Here is a 17,489-nt window from a genome sequence, read left to right as displayed (position 1 = left end):
GAAGTCCGCCAACCATCCGCATCCCTACTTCATCGATGGCGCGATCTCTTCTGGGGCACCCTCGATCGGCAACCCCGCTTTTCCGCCTATCAAGTAAAATTTACTTGCCTTAACTCCTCTGGCGTTGAGTTTTTATATCCCGGACGACACCATATTGATCATGCGAGACTGGATCCACCCTCACTTTGATTACCGGCCAGAGAGGCCCCTCTTCCTCTGCGTCCTCTCCAACACCGACACCGGCAAAATCCCCGGAGTGAGCGCCGCCGGCGCCTCCCCCGACCTCACCGACTACACCCCCAGCGCCGACGCGGAGCTTGTCGAGCTCCACAAGATCGTGACGATCCCCGCGATCCCCGAGTCCCCGGAGGGGGCGACGACCCCGGCGGTGGTGACGAAGGCAGCCCTCAGCCTCTCGGGGATCCCCTCCCTCTTTGTGACCAGCGGCCTGCGGAGAAAGCCCGCCGTCCCCTACGTCGACATGAACGGCTCTCCCGGAAGCGACATCCGGTTCGCTCCGGCGGTCCCCGACGCCGCCGAGATCATGGACCGGTCCGCCCTTCTCGGAAAGAAGCTCGCCAGCCTCTCCGACTGCATCTTCATCGGCGAGTCGATCGCCGGCGGAACGACGACCGCCATGGCGGTGATGCAGGCCCTGGGGTATCCGGGCAGGGTCTCCAGCAGCCTTCTCGACCACCCCCTGGCCAAGAAGCAGGAGATCGTCGACGCCGCCCTGGACCGCTGCGGCGCCTCCTTCGGATCGATGAGGTCCGACCCCTTGAGGGCGCTGAAAGAGGTCGGCGACCCCATGATCCCCGCCGTCCTGGGGCTCTTGAGGGGGATGGGGGGGTCGAAGGTGGTCCTGGCGGGAGGAACCCAGATGGCCGCCGTCCTATGCGCCGCCGATGCTTTTGGCCTGGAAGGCGACATCTCCATCGCCACCACCAGGTACATCGTAGAGGATCGGAACGCGAGCTTCGTCGAGACGGTGGAGACCCTCGGGAGGAGCTGGTACATGGCGGACCCGGGCCTGGATAGGTCGAAGATGCCGCCCCTCAGCTGCTACGCCCGGGGGAGCGCCAAGGAGGGGGTCGGGGCCGGCGGAGCCGTCCTCGCGGCAAGCCTCCGGGGCGTCACCCAGCAGGAGATCGTCGAGGGAGCGGATAGGGTCCTATCGACGGTGGAGCTTCCCAAGCGGTGATCGATCCACCAAAATAACCTGTCTAGATAAGACAGACCCAGGTTATGGAATTTGGCCGGCTTTATCGGATTCGTCCTGCCAAAATGAGATAGAGCTTCATAATCTGCACCCTGATGGGGGGGAGGGGGTTTGGAGGATCTTCCTTCCAACCCCTCGGCAAAGCTATTTATCGATATGCTTACGAGATCTGAAGTGGGGAGAATCTGTTGGAGAGAGACCTCAGATCACAAATCACCAAGAACGCCTGGATCCTAATCCCGGTCCTGTTCCTGCTGCTACTGATAACCTACTTTCTATTCCCCCTGATGGACGGGATCATCCTGGGGGTCGTCTTCGCCTACGTCGGAAGGCCGATCAAAGAGAGGTTCGGCAGACGCGAGCGGCTCGGCTCGGCCGTCGCCACCACCGCGATAGTCCTTCCCATAGCCCTCATCCTCGGCTTAGGAGGGGTGGAGGTGGTATCCCAGCTGAACTGGGTTGTGGAGAACCAGGCCGAGATCGTCAAGAGGGCGGGGTCCTTTTTGGCCGAGCTTGAGACCCCTCTGGCCGGGTACGACATACTACCGGCGATCTACGAGATACCCCCAGCCATCTATGACGATCTGACGGGAAGCCTAAAGACTATGATAGAGCTTCTGGCAAGGATCCTATCGAGCTTCCCGGTCTTCTCATACGGCATGTCGATAATTCTGATAGGGTTAAACCTCATCGCCTCGATCTACGTCTGCTACTTCCTCCTGATGGATGGAGGGAAGCTCGCCACGGGGATATCCACCATCCTCCCCACAGAGCACCTGGCGATATACAAGAAGTATGAAGCGAGGATAGACAGCATCCTCTCCGGGATATTCATCGGCGCCATCTACACCTCGATCCTCAGCGGAATCCTCTCGGTGTTGGTCTTCTACGCCTTCGGGATACCGAACCCCTTCGCCCTGGCTGCCCTGGTCTTCATATCGGGGGTGATCCCCATCCTCTCCTCCTGGCTCGTCATCATACCGATATCAGCCTGGATGTACATCGAATTGAGCCCCTTCGATGGGATCCTCTTCTTCGTCGTCTCCTCGGCGATGATCTACATCCCCTCCGACCTCATCATCAGGCCTTACATCGTCTCCGTCAAGTCGACGATCCATCCGCTCCTCGTCGTCCTCGCCTTCGTCGGGGGAGTTCTGGTGGCGGGGCTTGGAGGGTTCTTCCTCGCCCCCGCCCTGATGGGGGTCGTCGTCGGGGTATATCAGGTCCACAAGGAGGAGAAGATGGCGGCATCCTCTGGAGACGGGACGCCGACGGAGGGGACCGATCCACCGGAGGTCGAGGAGGAGGCTGGCGGATCGGAGTCCGCCCTGCCTCCGGAGGGTGGCCAAGGCTCCGGGAGATGAGATGGATGAGAAGCCGCCCCATGCCGCCCCGGCCCCGGGTTCCATGGACAGATCCCGGATGAGATTTTATATCGAGACCTACGGCTGTGCCGCAAACCGGGGGAACTCGGAGGCCTTCGCCTCTGCCCTGGTGGAGGCGGGCCACCGACGATCGTCTCAGGAGGAGGCGGACCTGGTGATCGTCAACACCTGCGCCGTCACCGAAAGGACGGAGAGGGATATTCGGAGGAGGCTCTCAGAGCTCCAGGGGGAGAGGCTCATCGTCGCCGGCTGCCTCCCATCGGCGATCCCCGAGGCGGTCCGGGACCTGAGGTGCCGCGAGGTGCTGGGGATCCTCTCCGCCCCCTCGGGGCGGAGGATCGGCGAGGCCTTCCCCCCAGAGCCGGAGCTTGCGGGATCCGGACGGATGACGAGGGACCTCTGCGCCGTCGTCAACATATCGGAGGGGTGCCTCGGAAGTTGCAGCTACTGCATCGTCCGGAGGGCGCGGGGCCCCCTCCGGAGCAGGACCGTCCAGGAGGTGGCCGAGGAGGTCCGTCGCCGGCTGAAAGAGGGGGCGGTGGAGGTCCAGCTCGCCTCCCAGGACGCCGCTGCCTACGGCCTGGACCTGGGTTCCTCCCTCCCGGAGCTGATCGACGCCGTCGCCGAGATCGAGGGCGACTTTCGGATCAGGGTAGGAATGATGAACCCGGGACAGGTGAAGCCGATCTTGGAGGAGCTGATCCGCTCCTACGACGACCCCAAGGTCTACAAGTTCCTCCACCTGCCGGTCCAGTCCGGATCGGCGGAGGTCCTCCGATCGATGAGGAGGGGCTACACCCCCCAGGATTTCCTCTCTATGGCGGCGCGGCTCAGGGCGGCCTTCCCCGGCCTCACTCTCTACACCGACGTCATCGCCGGCCACCCCGGCGAGAGGGAGGAGGACTTTGCCGCCACCGAGGAGCTGATCAAAAAGGCAGAGCCTGACAAGGTCAACGTCACCATGTACTCCTCCCGCCCCGGGACGGAGGCGAGCAGGCTGAAGGATATGCCGTCCCGGCTCAAGAAGGACCGCTCGAGGAGGATGACCCGCCTCTGGAAGGAGATAGCAGGGCGAAGAAACGGCCGCTACCTCGGGGAGGAGATCATCGCGCAGGTGACGGAGATGGGAAGAGGGGGGACGGTGATGGCGAGGTCAGCCAACTACAGGAAGATTGTGGTCAACGAGCCCCTCCCTCTTGGAAGCGTCCATCGATTCAAGATCGTGAGGACCACCCCCTTCTACCTGAAAGGTGAGGCGATAATTCGCGAATAGCCTAATACCATTAGGAGCCGTCGATTCAGCTGTTTTTGATTTTCAGGATTTATACCCGGCCGATATTCCATATTTTGGAATCTATAATGATTAAAAGGCCACTAACCTTATTAATCATGAAGATTACTAATCGACATGGTCCAGTCGAGCGTTCTCTATAGACAAACGGAGAGAATGCGTGGCAGATTCTGGTTTGAAATCTCCGTATTGGAGCTGGTATCTGCCCGGGGATCTGGGGAGAGAAGAGTGCAAAATATTCGATCTTTGATTAAGGAGGGTTGAAATTGGCTGAAGCAAAAACCGGAAAGACGAAGGTATTCCAGGAAGAGACGAGAATTTTTGAGCCGCCAAAGGAGCTCGTCGAGAACTCCAACGTGATGAAGTACATGAAGAAGAAGGGGTTCAAGACCGAGAAGGAGCTGCGGGAGTGGTGTTCCAAGAACTACATCGAGTTCTGGGACGAGATGGCAAAGGAGTATATCGACTGGTTCAAACCCTATACCAAGGTGTTGGACGACTCGGGGATGCCCTACTTCAAGTGGTTCACCGGCGGCGAAGTCAACATCACATACAACGCCGTCGACAGGCATGCAAAGGGGGCCAAGAAGGACAAGGTCGCCTACATATGGGTCCCGGAGCCGACGGACCAGCCCACCCAGAAGATCACCTATGGCGACCTATATAAAGAGGTCAACAAGCTGGCAAACGGCCTCAAAAGCCTCGGCCTAAAGAAGGGGGACAGGGTCAGCGTCTACATGCCGATGATACCCCAGCTACCCATCACTGTGCTCGCCTGCGCCAAGCTCGGCGTCATCCACAGCGTCGTCTTCTCAGGCTTCAGCTCTAAGGGCCTCTCGGACAGAGCAGCCGACTGCGGTTCCAGGGCCATCATCACCACAGACGGCCTGTACAGGCGCGGAAAGCCGGTGCCTCTGAAGCCGAATGTCGACGAAGCCCTTGCGGGTGCCCCATCCGTAGAGCACGTGATCGTCTATAAGAGGACGGGCATCGAGGTCCCATGGAAGGACGGAAGAGACGTCTGGTGGCATGACCTCGTCGCTGGCAAGTCTGAAGAGTGCGAACCGGAGAAGCTCGACCCGGAGCACAGGCTCTACATCCTCTATACCTCCGGCACCACCGGAAAGCCGAAGGGGATCGAGCACGCCCAGGGCGGAAACGCCGTCGGACCGGCCCAGACCCTCCACTGGGTCTTCGACCTGAAGGAGAGCGACGTCTGGTGGTGTACCGCGGATATCGGATGGGTCACCGGCCACTCTTACATCGTCTACGGTCCGCTAGTCCTCGGTATGACGGGAGTCATGTACGAGGGCGCTCCAGACTACCCGGACTTCGGGAGATGGTGGAAGATCATCCAGGAGAACAAGGTATCAGTCCTCTACACCGCCCCCACGGCGATAAGGATGTTCATGAAGCAGGGCGCTGAGTGGCCCGACAAGTACGACCTATCGAGCCTGCGGCTCCTGGGGTCCGTCGGCGAGCCGATCAACCCCGAGGCATGGATGTGGTACCGTGAGCACATCGGCGCAGGCAAGCTCCAGATCATGGATACCTGGTGGCAGACGGAGACGGGGACCTTCCTCAACTCGCCGCTGCCGATCACGCCTCTGAAGCCCGGATCGTGCACCTTCCCCTTGCCAGGATTCAACATCTCAGTCTACGACGAGGAAGGGAACGAGGTCCCCCTCGGCGAGGGCGGCAACATCGTGAGCCAGACACCCTGGCCGTCGATGCTCAGGGCCTTCTGGGGCGACAAAGAGAGGTTCATGAAGGAGTACTGGCAGTTCTACTGGGACACTCCTAAGCGCGGAACCTATCTCGCCGGCGACAAGGCAACCCGAGACAAAGACGGGTACTTCTGGATCCAGGGTCGTATCGACGATGTCCTCAGCGTTGCGGGCCACAGGATCGCCAACGCCGAGGTTGAGTCAGCTCTTGTCGCTCACCCCAAGATCGCTGAGGCTGCCGTCGTCGGCAAGCCCGATGCGGTGAAGGGAGAGTCGATCGTAGCCTTCGTCATCCTGAGGGTTGGCAATGATCCGACACCAGAGCTGGCCAAGGATGCCATCAACTTCGTCAGGAAGACCCTCGGCCCAGTGGCAGCGCCCTCTGAGGTCCACTTCGTCAACGACCTCCCCAAGACGAGGTCGGGCAAGATCATGCGCCGTGTGATCAAGGCGAAGTCCCTCGGAAACCCCGTCGGAGACATATCGACCCTCATGAACCCTGAGGCTGTCGAGCACATCCCGCTCATCGTTTAGATGGGCGGCCACTAATATTTTTTATATTTATATTTGTATCTTTTTTGGTGTGGGCGCTTTTCCCCCTAGATAGAGGATCCGCTTCGGCCCAACACCTTCAGAGATTGACAAAGCAGATAATCCCCAGATACAGGGAGAAATCTGTAATTATCATTTCAACCCTTGGGATCTTCGTGGGATTTAACATCATTATTGTGAGGAAATGTTTTTAATAAATCAAAAACTATGGAAATTAATAACAGGTTCTTCTCGCCACCCTCAGGGGTTGCAGGGAGCTTCTCAGCATCCAGCTCGGGGCTGAAAAAATTAAATACATATTTTTTATATTTATTTTTATGAAGATACCATCGGATCTTATTTATACCAATAAGGCGACGGGTCCACCGGGTTTGAGCCGATCTGGTCCTCAATTATAGCAGATTTTGAACCTCCCCATTGGAGGCTTTGTATTCGAAACTCGCAAATCAACATTTAGAATTAGATTATTTGGATATTCTTAATAATTGTGCAGAATACATCACGATAAATCATTATAATATTCGTTCTCGATAGATTTATAAACAAAGGAAGTACAGTGTACCCAGGTGTTTCCGGAGCTACTCCAAAATGGAACGGAGATATGCCGACGATGGTGGGCTATATGTGCTCATTTATCCAGAGAGATGGAATCCAAATGGAAACCCATCGTCAGATTGATCCCCAAAAGAGTTCGGAGGAGCGGGAACATCTCAATTTGAGGGCTAAAAGGAGGATTTTAATTGGCTGAAGGAAAAACTGGAACGACCAAGGTTCTGATGGAAGAGACGAGGATCTTCGAGCCGCCAAAGGCCTTGGCCGAGAACTGCAACGCCTGGCAGTGGGCGAAGAAGAAGGGGTTCAAGACTGAGAAGGAGATGCGGGCCTGGTGCGGCGAGCATTACCTCGAGTTCTGGGACGAGATGGCCAAGACCTACGCCGACTGGTACAAGCCCTACACCAAGGTGATGGACGACTCCGGGATGCCGTACTTCAAGTGGTTTACTGGCGGCAAGGTCAACGTCTTCTACAACGCCATAGAGAGGCACATCAAGGCAGGAAAGGGCGCAAAGGTAGCATACCACTTCATCCCCGAGCCGACCGACCAAGCCGAGAAGGACTACACCTACCAGGAGATCTACGAGACCGTCAACAAGCTGGCCAACGGCCTCAAGAGCCTCGGCGTAGTCAAGGGCGACAGGGTCTCCATCTACATGCCCATGCTCCCCGAGACCGTCATGGCGATGCTCGCCTGCGCCAAGATCGGCGCCATCCACAGCCTCGTCTTCTCCGGGTTCAGCTCCAAGGGATTCGGCGACAGGGTCGACGACTGCCAGGCGAAGGTCGTCTTCACCTCCGATGGCTTCTACAGGCGCGGAAAGCCGATGCCCCTCAAGCCCCAGGCCGACGAGGCGACCAAGGGGATTCAGAGCGTCAAGAACGTCATCGTCCTCAAGAGGACGGGGATCGAGGTCCCATGGAACGACGCCAAAGATGTCTGGTTCCACGAGCTGATCAAGGGCCAGTCTGCCGAGTGTAAGACCGAGGAGCTGGACGCCGAGGACAGGCTCTTTATCCTCTACACCTCCGGGACCACCGGCAAGCCCAAGGGGATCGAGCACGCCCACGGCGGATACTGCGTCACCCCAGCCCAGACCCTCCACTGGGTCTTCGACCTGAAGGAGAACGACGTCTGGTGGTGTACCGCCGACGTAGGCTGGATCACAGGCCACTCCTATGTCGCCTATGGACCCCTCTGTCTCGGCGCGACCACCATAATGTACGAGGGCTCTCCCGACTTCCCCGACTTCGGCCGCTGGTACAAGATCATCCAGGAGCAGAAGGTCACCGTCTTCTACACCGCCCCCACCGCGGTGCGGATGCTGATGAAGCAGGGCGAGGAATGGCCCGCCAAGTACGACCTCTCCAGCATAAGGCTGCTGGGGTCCGTCGGCGAGCCCCTCAACCCCGAGGCGTACATCTGGTACCGGAAGAACTTCGCCTACGACAAGGCCCCCATCATGGACACCTGGTGGCAGACGGAGACGGGCTGCTTCGTCATATCCCCGCTGCCCATGACCCCCTGCAAGCCCGGCTCCGTGGCGTACCCCCTGCCCGGCTTCAACACCACCATCTACGATGAGGAAGGAAACGAGGTCCCCCTGGGAGAGGGCGGGAACATAGTCAACCCCACCCCCTGGCCGTCGATGCTCAGGGCCTTCTACAAGGACGAAGTCCGGTACAAGAAAGAGTACTGGGACATGTACTGGAAGGTCAAGCCCGGCACCTACCTCGCCGGAGACAAGGCCACCAGGGACAAGGACGGATACTGGTTCGTCCAGGGAAGGATCGACGACGTCCTCAGCGTCGCTGGCCACAGGATCGCCAACGCCGAGGTCGAGTCATCCCTCGTAGCCCACAAGGACGTCTCTGAGGCTGCAGTCATCGGCAAGCCCGATGAGATCAAGGGCGAGGCGATCATCGCCTTCGTCATCCTGAAGAAGGACGTCAAGCCCTCCGACGATCTCGCCAAGGAGCTGAAGACCCACGTCAGGACGACCATGGGACCCCTGGCCATACCCGCCGGCGTCTACTTCGTCGACGACCTGCCCAAGACCAGGTCCGGCAAGATCATGCGCCGGGTGGTCAAGGCCAAGGCCCTCGGAAACCCCACCGGAGACACCTCCGCCCTCGCCAACCCCGAGGCTGTGGACGGCATCCCCCTCATCTGAAGGCGGGAGGCCACCTTCTACCTTTTTTATTTTTTTAAGTCCCCGGGGCTGACGGCTGGGACGAGATCGATATGAGCCTCGTCATCATGTTTTTTTCATCGTGAGGCCGGAGAGACGTCGGCATTTTATCACTGCGGTCCATCCCCATTCCTCCAAAGGGTCTCCCTCCAGTTGATGAAGGGAGGACCGCCTCGAGGCCATCCTGAGGTGGTGCCTTGATGGATTGAAGCATCTCGATTTGCTCGTTATGGCTCGGGATCAAAGGTCCAGACCGATCGGAAGGAGGAAAAGTGCGTTTTTTCCCATCAATCCGATGGACTACATCCCCATCTTTTCTCCTCCAAGTTGATGAAAAGAGATAATCCACTTTGAGAATTAAAATTTGCGATAATTCTTAACAATTTACAATCATATATCGTTATAATTCCTTATAAAAGAACATTTTTCGACACATTTATAAACGATAAGGGGGAGATCCCATCAGTGTTTCCGAAAATGCCCCGGATAAAATGGAGTTTGCTGGCGGTCGATCGCGAAAAGAGAGACGCCAACCTGAGCTGCATGCCAGCTGGGAGACGCGGCTCCATCCAACCCATATCCTTCTCCAGATCGATCTCGTCTTTTGGAAGGGCCTTTTCCGGAGACGCTTCAAGCTAAAAGGTGAAAGGAGGTAGAAAAGTGGCTGATGGAAAAACTGGAACGACCAAGGTTCTGATGGAAGAGACTAGGATCTTCGAGCCGCCAAAGGCCTTGGCCGAGAACTGCAACGCATGGCAGTGGGCGAAGAAGAAGGGGTTCAAGACTGAGAAGGAGATGCGGGCCTGGTGCGGCGAGCACTACCTCGAGTTCTGGGACGAGATGGCCAAGACCTACGCCGACTGGTACGAGCCCTACACCCAGGTGATGGACGACTCTGAGAAGCCCTACTTCAAGTGGTTCATCGGCGGCAAGATCAACATGTTCTACAACGCCGTCGAGAGGCACATCAAGGCGGGGAAGGGCAAGAGGGTCGCATACCACTTCATCCCCGAGGCCACCGACCAGCCCGAGAGGGCCTACACCTACCAGGAGATCTACGAGACCGTCAACAAGCTGGCCAACGGCCTCAAGAGCCTCGGCGTAAAGAAGGGCGACAGGATATCCATCTACATGCCCATGCTCCCCGAGACCGTCATGGCGATGCTCGCCTGCGCCAAGATCGGCGCCATCCACAGCCTCGTCTTCTCCGGGTTCAGCTCCAAGGGATTCGGCGACAGGGTCCAGGACTGCGAGGCGAAGGTCGTCTTCACCGCCGACGGCTTCTACAGGCGTGGAAAGCCGATGCCCCTCAAGCCCCAGGCTGACGAGGGCGTCAAGGACGCAGCAAGCGTCAAGAACGTCATAGTCCTCAAGAGGACTGGCCTGGAGGTCCCATGGACCGAAGGGAGAGACGTCTGGTTCCACGAGCTCGTGGACAAGCAGTCCGCCGACTGCGCAACCGAGGTCATGGACGCCGAGGAGAGGCTCTTCATCCTCTACACCTCCGGCACCACCGGAAAGCCCAAGGGGATCGAGCACGCCCACGGCGGATACTGCGTTGGCCCCGCTTACACCTGCAAGTGGGTCTTCGACCTGAACGAGGATGACATCTACTGGTGCACCGCCGATGTAGGCTGGATCACCGGCCACTCCTATGTCGCCTACGGCCCCCTCTGCCTGGGGATCACCAGCGTCATGTACGAGGGCTCCCCCGACTATCCCGACTTCGGCCGCTGGTACAAGATCATCCAGGACTACAAGGTCACCGTCTTCTACACCGCCCCCACCGCCGTCCGGATGCTGATGAAGCAGGGCAACGAGTGGCCCGAGAAGTTCGACCGATCCAGCGTCAGGCTGCTGGGGTCCGTCGGCGAGCCCCTCAACCCCGAGGCCTACATCTGGTACCGGAAGTACTTCGGGAACGAGATATCCCCCATCATGGACACCTGGTGGCAGACCGAGTCCGGATGTCACGTGATATCCCCGCTGCCCATGACCCCCTGCAAGCCCGGCTCCGTGGCGTACCCCCTGCCCGGCTTCAACACCACCATCTACGATGAGGAAGGAAACGAGGTCCCCCTGGGAGAGGGCGGGAACATAGTCAACCCCACCCCCTGGCCGTCGATGCTCAGGGCCTTCTACAAGGACGAAGTCCGGTACAAGAAAGAGTACTGGGACATGTACTGGAAGGTCAAGCCCGGCACCTACCTCGCCGGAGACAAGGCCACCAGGGACAAGGACGGATACTGGTTCGTCCAGGGAAGGATCGACGACGTCCTCAGCGTCGCTGGCCACAGGATCGCCAACGCCGAGGTCGAGTCATCCCTCGTAGCCCACAAGGACGTCGCTGAGGCGGCGGTCATCGGCAAGCCCGACGAGATCAAGGGCGAGGCGATCATCGCCTTCGTCATCCTGAAAGAGGGGGTCAAGACCTCCGACGACCTGGCCAAGGCCCTCAAGACCCACGTCAGGACGACCATGGGACCCCTGGCCATACCCGCCGGCGTCTACTTCGTCGACGACCTGCCCAAGACCAGGTCCGGCAAGATCATGCGCCGGGTCATCAAGGCCAAGGCCCTCGGAAACCCCACCGGAGACACCTCCGCCCTCGCCAACCCCGAGGCCGTCGATTATATCCCCCTCATCTGAGGAGGATAGCATCAGGAGCGGGTTGAGGGGGAGCATCCCCCTCAACCGACTATTTTTCGATGGTAAGAAAAAATAGCGGCGGCCGTCAGACCGCCGGAGCGATTCGGAAGGTCAGCATCCGCAGCTTCCATCATCGTGGTCGTGATCATGGCCGCATCCGCATCCTTCGGCCTCCGGACCCTCGATGATGAAGCCCGTCCCCAGATCTTCGGTATCGACGTAGTCTATGATGGTGGGGCTGTCTCCCAGGATCTCGGCGTCCTCGGGGGCCATGTGGACCTTTATCCCGTTGCTCTCGAAGACGACATCATCCTCGGCAGGATCTCCCCAGGCGAGGACGTAATTTGCCCCGGTGGCATCGGTGGCAGCCAGGATCATCCTGACGACCCTCCCCTGGATCATGTTCCCCTTCAATACCTCGGCGGCCACATCGGTTATCTCGATCATCGTCATCACCAACCTGCAGTCTTTATCTAAGACTCGTTCAACTAATATTTAAGTTTGGGACCATATAGGTCCGATGAGACGGATCTGATGAGAAGGGATGGATAAGGAGACATTGAGGTCGGAGTCTGATGGGAGTCGACTTGGGAGATCTCCTGGAAAGGGAGAAGATAGAGCTGGAGGAGCTGGCGGGGAAGCTGATAGCGGTGGACGCCTTCAACACCCTCTACCAGTTCCTCAGCATAATCAGGCAGCAGGATGGGACCCCCCTCCGGGATGGGTCCGGCAGGACCACATCCCACCTCTCGGGGATCCTCTATAGGATGACCAACCTCCTGGAGGCCGGGGCGAAGGTCGTCTTCGTCTTCGACGGGGAGCCGCCCCGCTTCAAGCGAGAGACCCTCGACCAGAGGGCCGAGACGCGGTCCAGGGCCGAGGAGATGTGGCAGCGGGCGAAGGAAGAGGGGCTTGACGGCTTCAAGTACGCCCAGGCTGCATCCCGCCTCGAGGACGAGATGATCGCCGACGCGATGAGGCTTTTGGAGGCGATGGGGATTCCAGCGGTTCAGGCCCCCTCCGAGGGCGAGGCCCAGGCCGCCTTCATGGCGATCAAAGGCGACGTCGATCTCGTGGGGAGCCAGGACTACGACGCCCTCCTCTTCGGAGCGCCCCGGGTGGTGAGGAACATGGCCATCACCGGAAAAAGGAAGCTTCCGGGAAAGAACGTCTACGTCGAGGTCATGCCTGAGGTCATAAGCCTCGACGAAGAGCTTTTGCGCCTCGGGATCGCGAGGAGGCAGCTTGTGGAGATCGGGATAATGTGCGGGACCGACTATAACGAGGGGCTGAAACGGGTCGGTCCCAAGACCGCCCTGAAGCTGATAAAAGAGCACGGCAACCTGGAGGGGGTCCTGGAGGCGAGGGGCGAGACGATCGAGGACGCCGCCGAGATCCGGGACCTCTTCCTGGATCCTCCCGTGACGGAGGATTACAAGATCGAGACGAAGAGGCCTGACCCCGAGAAGATCCTGGCCTTTCTCTGCGACGAGCGGGACTTCTCCCAGGAAAGGGTGGAGAAGGCGGTAAAAAGGCTCATGGAGGCGGTGAAGGTTGGTCAGAGCACCCTTGACAAATGGTTCTAGGTTCGAGCTGTTCAACCTGGACCTCGACCCTGCCTTTGATCTGATCAAGAGATCTGGCGCGAAGGTCGTTGGAGTTCAGGTCCCCGAAGGGCTGAAGAGGATGGCCTCCGATTTAGCGAGGGATATCCAGGAGGAGACCTGCGCCGAGGTGATCTTCTCCGGAGACCCGTGCTACGGCGCCTGCGACGTCGATCTCGACCTCTGCAGGGCGGCGGATTTGGTCATACACGTCGGCCACTCGGAGATGCTGGAGGGAGACCCCCTCCACGATAAAGTCGTCTACGTCGAGGCGAGGATGAGGGCCGACGTCAGGGAGGCCGTCGAGGGGGCGGCCGAGCTCCTAAAGACCAGCAGGGTCGGGGTCGTCACCACAGTCCAGCACATCCATAAGCTCCCGGAGGTCCTGGAGCTCCTGGGGGGGAGGGGGATTGAGGGGATCGTCCGGCCCGGCGGGAGGACGAGATACCCCGGCCAGGTTCTGGGATGCAACTATGAAGCCGCCCGGAACGCGGACGTCGATGAGTATCTATTCGTGGGGACGGGTCAGTTTCATCCCCTCGGGGTCGCCCTCGCCACGGGAAAGAGGGTGGTGGCCGCCGACCCGGTGACCGGTAACGTCTCCGTAATAGACGCTGCGCCGATGCTGAGGCGCCGATACGGAGCCATAGCCAGGGCTGGTGATGCCGAACGGATCGCGGTTATCGTCTCGAAGAAGCCGGGGCAGCGGAGGATGGAGCTCGCAAGAAGAATGATGTCGCTGGGGGAGGAGCAGGGAAAAAGGATGATCCTCGTCTACCTCGACCGGATGGAGCCCGACGCCCTCGTCAACCTGGGGGTGGACGCCGCCGTCTCCACCGCCTGCCCGAGGATAGCCCTGGACGACCAGGCCAAGTACCCCGTTCCGGTTCTGACGCCGCCGGAGTTCGAGGTGCTGCTGGGAAGGCGTAAAGGAGAATACCTATTCGATGAGATAGAGCAGATGCCAATATAGCTTCTAATATAAATCAACAAATATAGTAAGAACCTGCAAATCTATAGGCGATACAAGAGCCGATACAAGATAAGAACTTTGTAGAAAAGATTAGGTGAGGTGGCAGCGATCCATAGTTCCCGAGGGCTCGCGCACCTAAGTACAGTATGGAACGCACGCGGGCTTATCTTCTGAGTTCGGAATGGGTTCAGGAGTTGCCCCGCCGCTATGGCCGCCACACTCGAAGCCAAGGTCCGGATTCGAACCGGAGTGGAATTGCTGGCTGCACTGGGGCCGGAGGCCCCTATATTCTGCAGGCAATTGCGTAACCGCTCCGCCACCTTGGCAATGAGATCATTTCGCTTTGCAAATCCAGATTTCGCCCGAGCCCAGCGGGACTGCTGAGCGGACTTTTAGTAGTCGCGGGCTGAACACCTCGTTGCCTCGGTGCGTACACCCCGACTCTATCAAACTCGTCTTTTACGAGGGTCCTCAGAGTGGTCTCTTTTCAGGCACAGCTTCGGGCTTAGATGCTTTCAGCCCTTATCCGTTAGCGCGTAGCTGCTCGGCAGTGCCTTGCCAGACAACCGATCGACCAGTGGCGCCGCTGGCTTGTTCCTCTCGTACTAAAACCAGCTTACCCTCAGACCACAAAACACCCCTAATAGATAGTAACCGACCTGTCTCACGACGGTCTAAACCCAGCTCACGATCTCCTTTAATAGGCGAACAACCTCACCCTTGGCCGCTGCTGCACGGCCAGGATGGAAAGAACCGACATCGAGGTAGCAAGCCACCGGGTCGATGTGTGCTCTTGCCGGTGACGACTCTGTTATCCCCGGGGTAGCTTTTCTGTCATCTAAAACCCCCACCAAGGAGGTATAGAGGTTCGCTAAACCCGACTTTCGTCTCGTCGTCTCTTGCTTTGCGAGATGACGTCAGGCTGACTTATGCTTTTGCACTCTTCATTGGGTTTCCGACCCAATTGAGTCAACCTTAGGGCGCCCTAGATATCTTTTCTAGGGCGTGGCGCCCCACCCAAACTGCCCACCTATTGGTGTCCTCCTCTCGGAGTTAGGGTCGTAGCCACAGAAGGGTAGTATTCCAAGGTCGGCTCCACCCGAGCTGGCGCCCGGGCTTCTACGCCTCCTACCTATCCTCTACATCCGAAACCACAACCCAACAACAGGCTGCAGTAAAGCTCCACGGGGTCTTCACTTCCCATTAGGGGTCCCTAGTCTCTGCACTAGGAGGAAAGTTTCACCAGGTTCTGGCTAGGGACAGTAGAGCTCTCATTGTTCCATTCATGCAAGCCGCCAATTAAGCGGCAAGGTACTACGCTACCTTAAGAGGGTCATAGTTACCCCCGCCGTTGACAGGCCCTTCTTCCCGTTGAACCGGGTCTTCAGGTACCTGCACTGGGCAGGACTCAGAGATTGTACTAGCCCTTTCGGGTTTGCAATCTCCTATGTTGTTATTAGACAGTTAGAGCTCCCTAGTCACTGCGACCTGCTTTCTTCAAAGCAGGCACCTCTTCTCCCGAAGTTACGAGGCTAATTTGCCGAATTCCCTTAGCCAGATTAACCTGACACGCCTTAGCCTTCTCAGCTTGGGACACCTGTGTTGGTTCTCGGTACGGCCATTCAACTCCCTTTTCACGGGCTCCTGGGGCGAGCTGACTTACGTCATCACGCATTCGCCTGCTTCTCGCCATTACGGCTCTCCGCAGGTTTCGGCGCTTGAACACCCTGGCAAAGGTGCTCAGCCTACCCAGAAGCGTCAGTTTTATTGTTGAATGGTACAGGAATATTAACCTGTTTCCCTTTTGACATGCTCGAGTTGCGGCATATCTTAGGACCGACTGACCCTCGGCTGACGAACATTGCCGAGGAAACCTAGCCCATTCGGCGATCGGGATTTTCACCCGACTTTGCTGCTACTACTGCCAGGATTTTCGTTTCCACGTGGTCCACACCTCCTCACGGAGGCGCTTCTGCCCACGCACAACGCCTTCCTACGAGATCACCTTTCGGTGCTCCGTGGTATCGGCAGTCGGCTTAGCCCCGTCCATTTTCGGGGCCCTAAACCTCGACTGGTGAGCTGTTACGCACTCTTTAAAGGATAGCTGCTTCTAAGCTAACCTTCCAGTTGTCTGGGGCCTAGGACTCCCTTTAGTGTTAACACTTAGCCGACATTTTGGGGCCTTAACCACGGTCTGGGTTGTTTCCCTTACGGACTGGAAGCTTACCCCCCAGTCCGGACTCCGACCTTCTCAGGCGACGACGGTTTGGGAGTTTGACAAGAGAGCGAAAAATTTCTTTCCCGGATTCCCCAATCAGTGCTCTACTCCGCCGACGGCCTCCAGTCAGGTCATGCTGCGACATGTTTCGGAAGGAACCAGCTATTCCCGGGCTCGATTGGACTTTCACCCCTAGACACAGGTCACGCGAGTGATTTGCATATCAACACCGCTAACGGTCCTCCACGCAGCTTTCGCCACGCTTCAACCTGCCCACGCCTAGATCGCCCGGCTTCGGGTAGCATCCAAGTGACTCCACGCACTTGTATACGTCGCGCCTTTCCGAAGATGCGCGCTTGTCGCTTTCGCTCCGGCTTCTCCGTTGAACGGATTAGCCTCGCCACTCAAATGCACTCCCTGGCCCGTTCTTCAAAACGTAAGATGTGACGCTGGCATTCAGCACTCGTACCGACGCCTCGCGACGTTTTCCTTCGTGCTGAGTATCCTTTGACGCCACATCGCTCCATCACCAACCAATTTCAGGCACTTTGCACCGCCCTCTATGGGGTACTTTTCAGCTTTCGGTCACCCTACTACTGCGCTATCGGTCTCAAGACGTATTTAGCCTTGGAAGTTGGTGTCTCCCAAATTTCCGCGAGATATCCGACCCACGGTACTCAAGACAAGGCTCCAGCCCTATCTGCTTATATTTACGTGGCTATCACACTCTTTGGCGTGCCGTTCCAGGCAACTTCAACTTCGCAAGAGAGAACTGTAATGAGCCAGGCTTATAACACCACATCTCCCCGAAGGGATTCGGTTTGGGCTCTGCCGCGTTCACTCGCCGTTACTGACGGCATCTCGATTTGATTTCTCTTCCTGCCCCTACTAAGATGTTTCAATCCGGGGCGTTCCCGATCCTTAAGGATCAGCCCTAAGGCTGGGAGTTCCCATTAGGATATCCTCGGTTCGACGGTTCCATGCACCTCGCCGAGGCTTATCGCAGCTTGGCACGTCCTTCTTCAGCGCTTGAGCCAAGCCATCCACTGGTTGGCATACACAGCGTATGTCCCACTGAACTCAGTAAGCGTCTGGATTGCAAAGCTTATACGTGGCTTCACCCG

The 17,489-nt window shown here is 58.2% G+C and carries 10 protein-coding genes, 1 tRNA gene and 2 rRNA genes; 8 read left to right on the top strand and 5 right to left on the bottom strand.

Going from position 1 to position 17,489, the window contains the following annotated elements; all coding sequences use genetic code 11:
* The first annotated feature begins 160 nt into the window (after positions 1 to 160).
* The 4 genes from cobT (at position 161) to acs (MHAR_RS03890) (ending at position 6,156) form a co-directional block, all read left to right on the top strand.
* Positions 161 to 1,201: a nicotinate mononucleotide-dependent phosphoribosyltransferase CobT gene (cobT, locus tag MHAR_RS03905; protein ID WP_048144815.1), complete on the top strand. Its 1,041-nt coding sequence runs from the start codon at positions 161 to 163 to the stop codon at positions 1,199 to 1,201.
* Positions 1,202 to 1,407: 206 nt separating this feature from the next.
* Positions 1,408 to 2,583, top strand: a complete 1,176-nt coding sequence (locus MHAR_RS03900; RefSeq protein ID WP_014586312.1) for an AI-2E family transporter — start codon at positions 1,408 to 1,410, stop codon at positions 2,581 to 2,583.
* Between the two features lies 1 nt (position 2,584).
* Positions 2,585 to 3,877 carry a tRNA (N(6)-L-threonylcarbamoyladenosine(37)-C(2))-methylthiotransferase gene (locus tag MHAR_RS03895; protein ID WP_014586311.1) on the top strand — a complete coding sequence of 431 codons (1,293 nt, stop codon included), beginning with the start codon at positions 2,585 to 2,587 and terminating at the stop codon, positions 3,875 to 3,877.
* 284 nt (positions 3,878 to 4,161) lie between these two features.
* A complete protein-coding gene (gene acs, locus MHAR_RS03890) occupies positions 4,162 to 6,156 on the top strand; it encodes an acetate--CoA ligase (protein WP_014586310.1) in 1,995 nt (664 codons plus the stop codon).
* 155 nt (positions 6,157 to 6,311) lie between these two features.
* On the opposite strand, the gene MHAR_RS13225 is transcribed toward acs (MHAR_RS03890), so the two are convergent.
* A complete protein-coding gene (locus tag MHAR_RS13225) occupies positions 6,312 to 6,566 on the bottom strand; it encodes a hypothetical protein (RefSeq protein WP_143763270.1) in 255 nt (84 codons plus the stop codon).
* 348 nt (positions 6,567 to 6,914) lie between these two features.
* Between MHAR_RS13225 and acs (MHAR_RS03885) the strand changes: the two genes are divergently transcribed.
* Positions 6,915 to 8,903, top strand: a complete 1,989-nt coding sequence (acs, locus tag MHAR_RS03885) for an acetate--CoA ligase (protein ID WP_014586309.1) — start codon at positions 6,915 to 6,917, stop codon at positions 8,901 to 8,903.
* A gap of 678 nt (positions 8,904 to 9,581) precedes the next feature.
* A complete protein-coding gene (gene acs / locus MHAR_RS03880; RefSeq protein ID WP_014586307.1) occupies positions 9,582 to 11,570 on the top strand; it encodes an acetate--CoA ligase in 1,989 nt (662 codons plus the stop codon).
* Between the two features lie 111 nt (positions 11,571 to 11,681).
* Here the strand turns inward: acs (MHAR_RS03880) and MHAR_RS03875 are convergent, their stop codons facing one another.
* Positions 11,682 to 12,017 (bottom strand): HesB/IscA family protein, encoded by a 336-nt coding sequence (locus MHAR_RS03875; RefSeq protein ID WP_048144813.1) that lies wholly within the window; start codon positions 12,015 to 12,017, stop codon positions 11,682 to 11,684.
* A 128-nt stretch (positions 12,018 to 12,145) separates the two neighbouring features.
* Between MHAR_RS03875 and fen the strand changes: the two genes are divergently transcribed.
* Positions 12,146 to 13,156 carry a flap endonuclease-1 gene (gene fen / locus MHAR_RS03870; protein ID WP_014586305.1) on the top strand — a complete coding sequence of 337 codons (1,011 nt, stop codon included), beginning with the start codon at positions 12,146 to 12,148 and terminating at the stop codon, positions 13,154 to 13,156.
* Positions 13,140 to 14,147: a diphthamide biosynthesis enzyme Dph2 gene (gene dph2 / locus MHAR_RS03865; protein ID WP_014586304.1), complete on the top strand. Its 1,008-nt coding sequence runs from the start codon at positions 13,140 to 13,142 to the stop codon at positions 14,145 to 14,147. Before fen ends, dph2 begins: the two co-directional genes overlap by 17 nt.
* Positions 14,148 to 14,244: 97 nt before the next feature.
* Here dph2 and rrf read toward each other — a convergent pair.
* From rrf to MHAR_RS03850, 3 genes are all read right to left on the bottom strand, one after another.
* A 5S ribosomal RNA gene (gene rrf, locus MHAR_RS03860) occupies positions 14,245 to 14,366 on the bottom strand.
* A 5-nt stretch (positions 14,367 to 14,371) separates the two neighbouring features.
* Positions 14,372 to 14,473: transfer RNA gene (locus tag MHAR_RS03855), tRNA-Cys, on the bottom strand.
* 48 nt (positions 14,474 to 14,521) lie between these two features.
* Positions 14,522 to 17,434 (bottom strand): 23S ribosomal RNA (locus tag MHAR_RS03850).
* Positions 17,435 to 17,489 lie beyond the last annotated feature (55 nt).

The sequence above is a fragment of the Methanothrix harundinacea 6Ac genome (assembly GCF_000235565.1).
GTDB lineage: Archaea > Halobacteriota > Methanosarcinia > Methanotrichales > Methanotrichaceae > Methanocrinis > Methanocrinis harundinaceus.
Note: the sequence above shows the minus strand (reverse complement) of the source record. Positions and strands in the feature narration are given on the sequence as shown.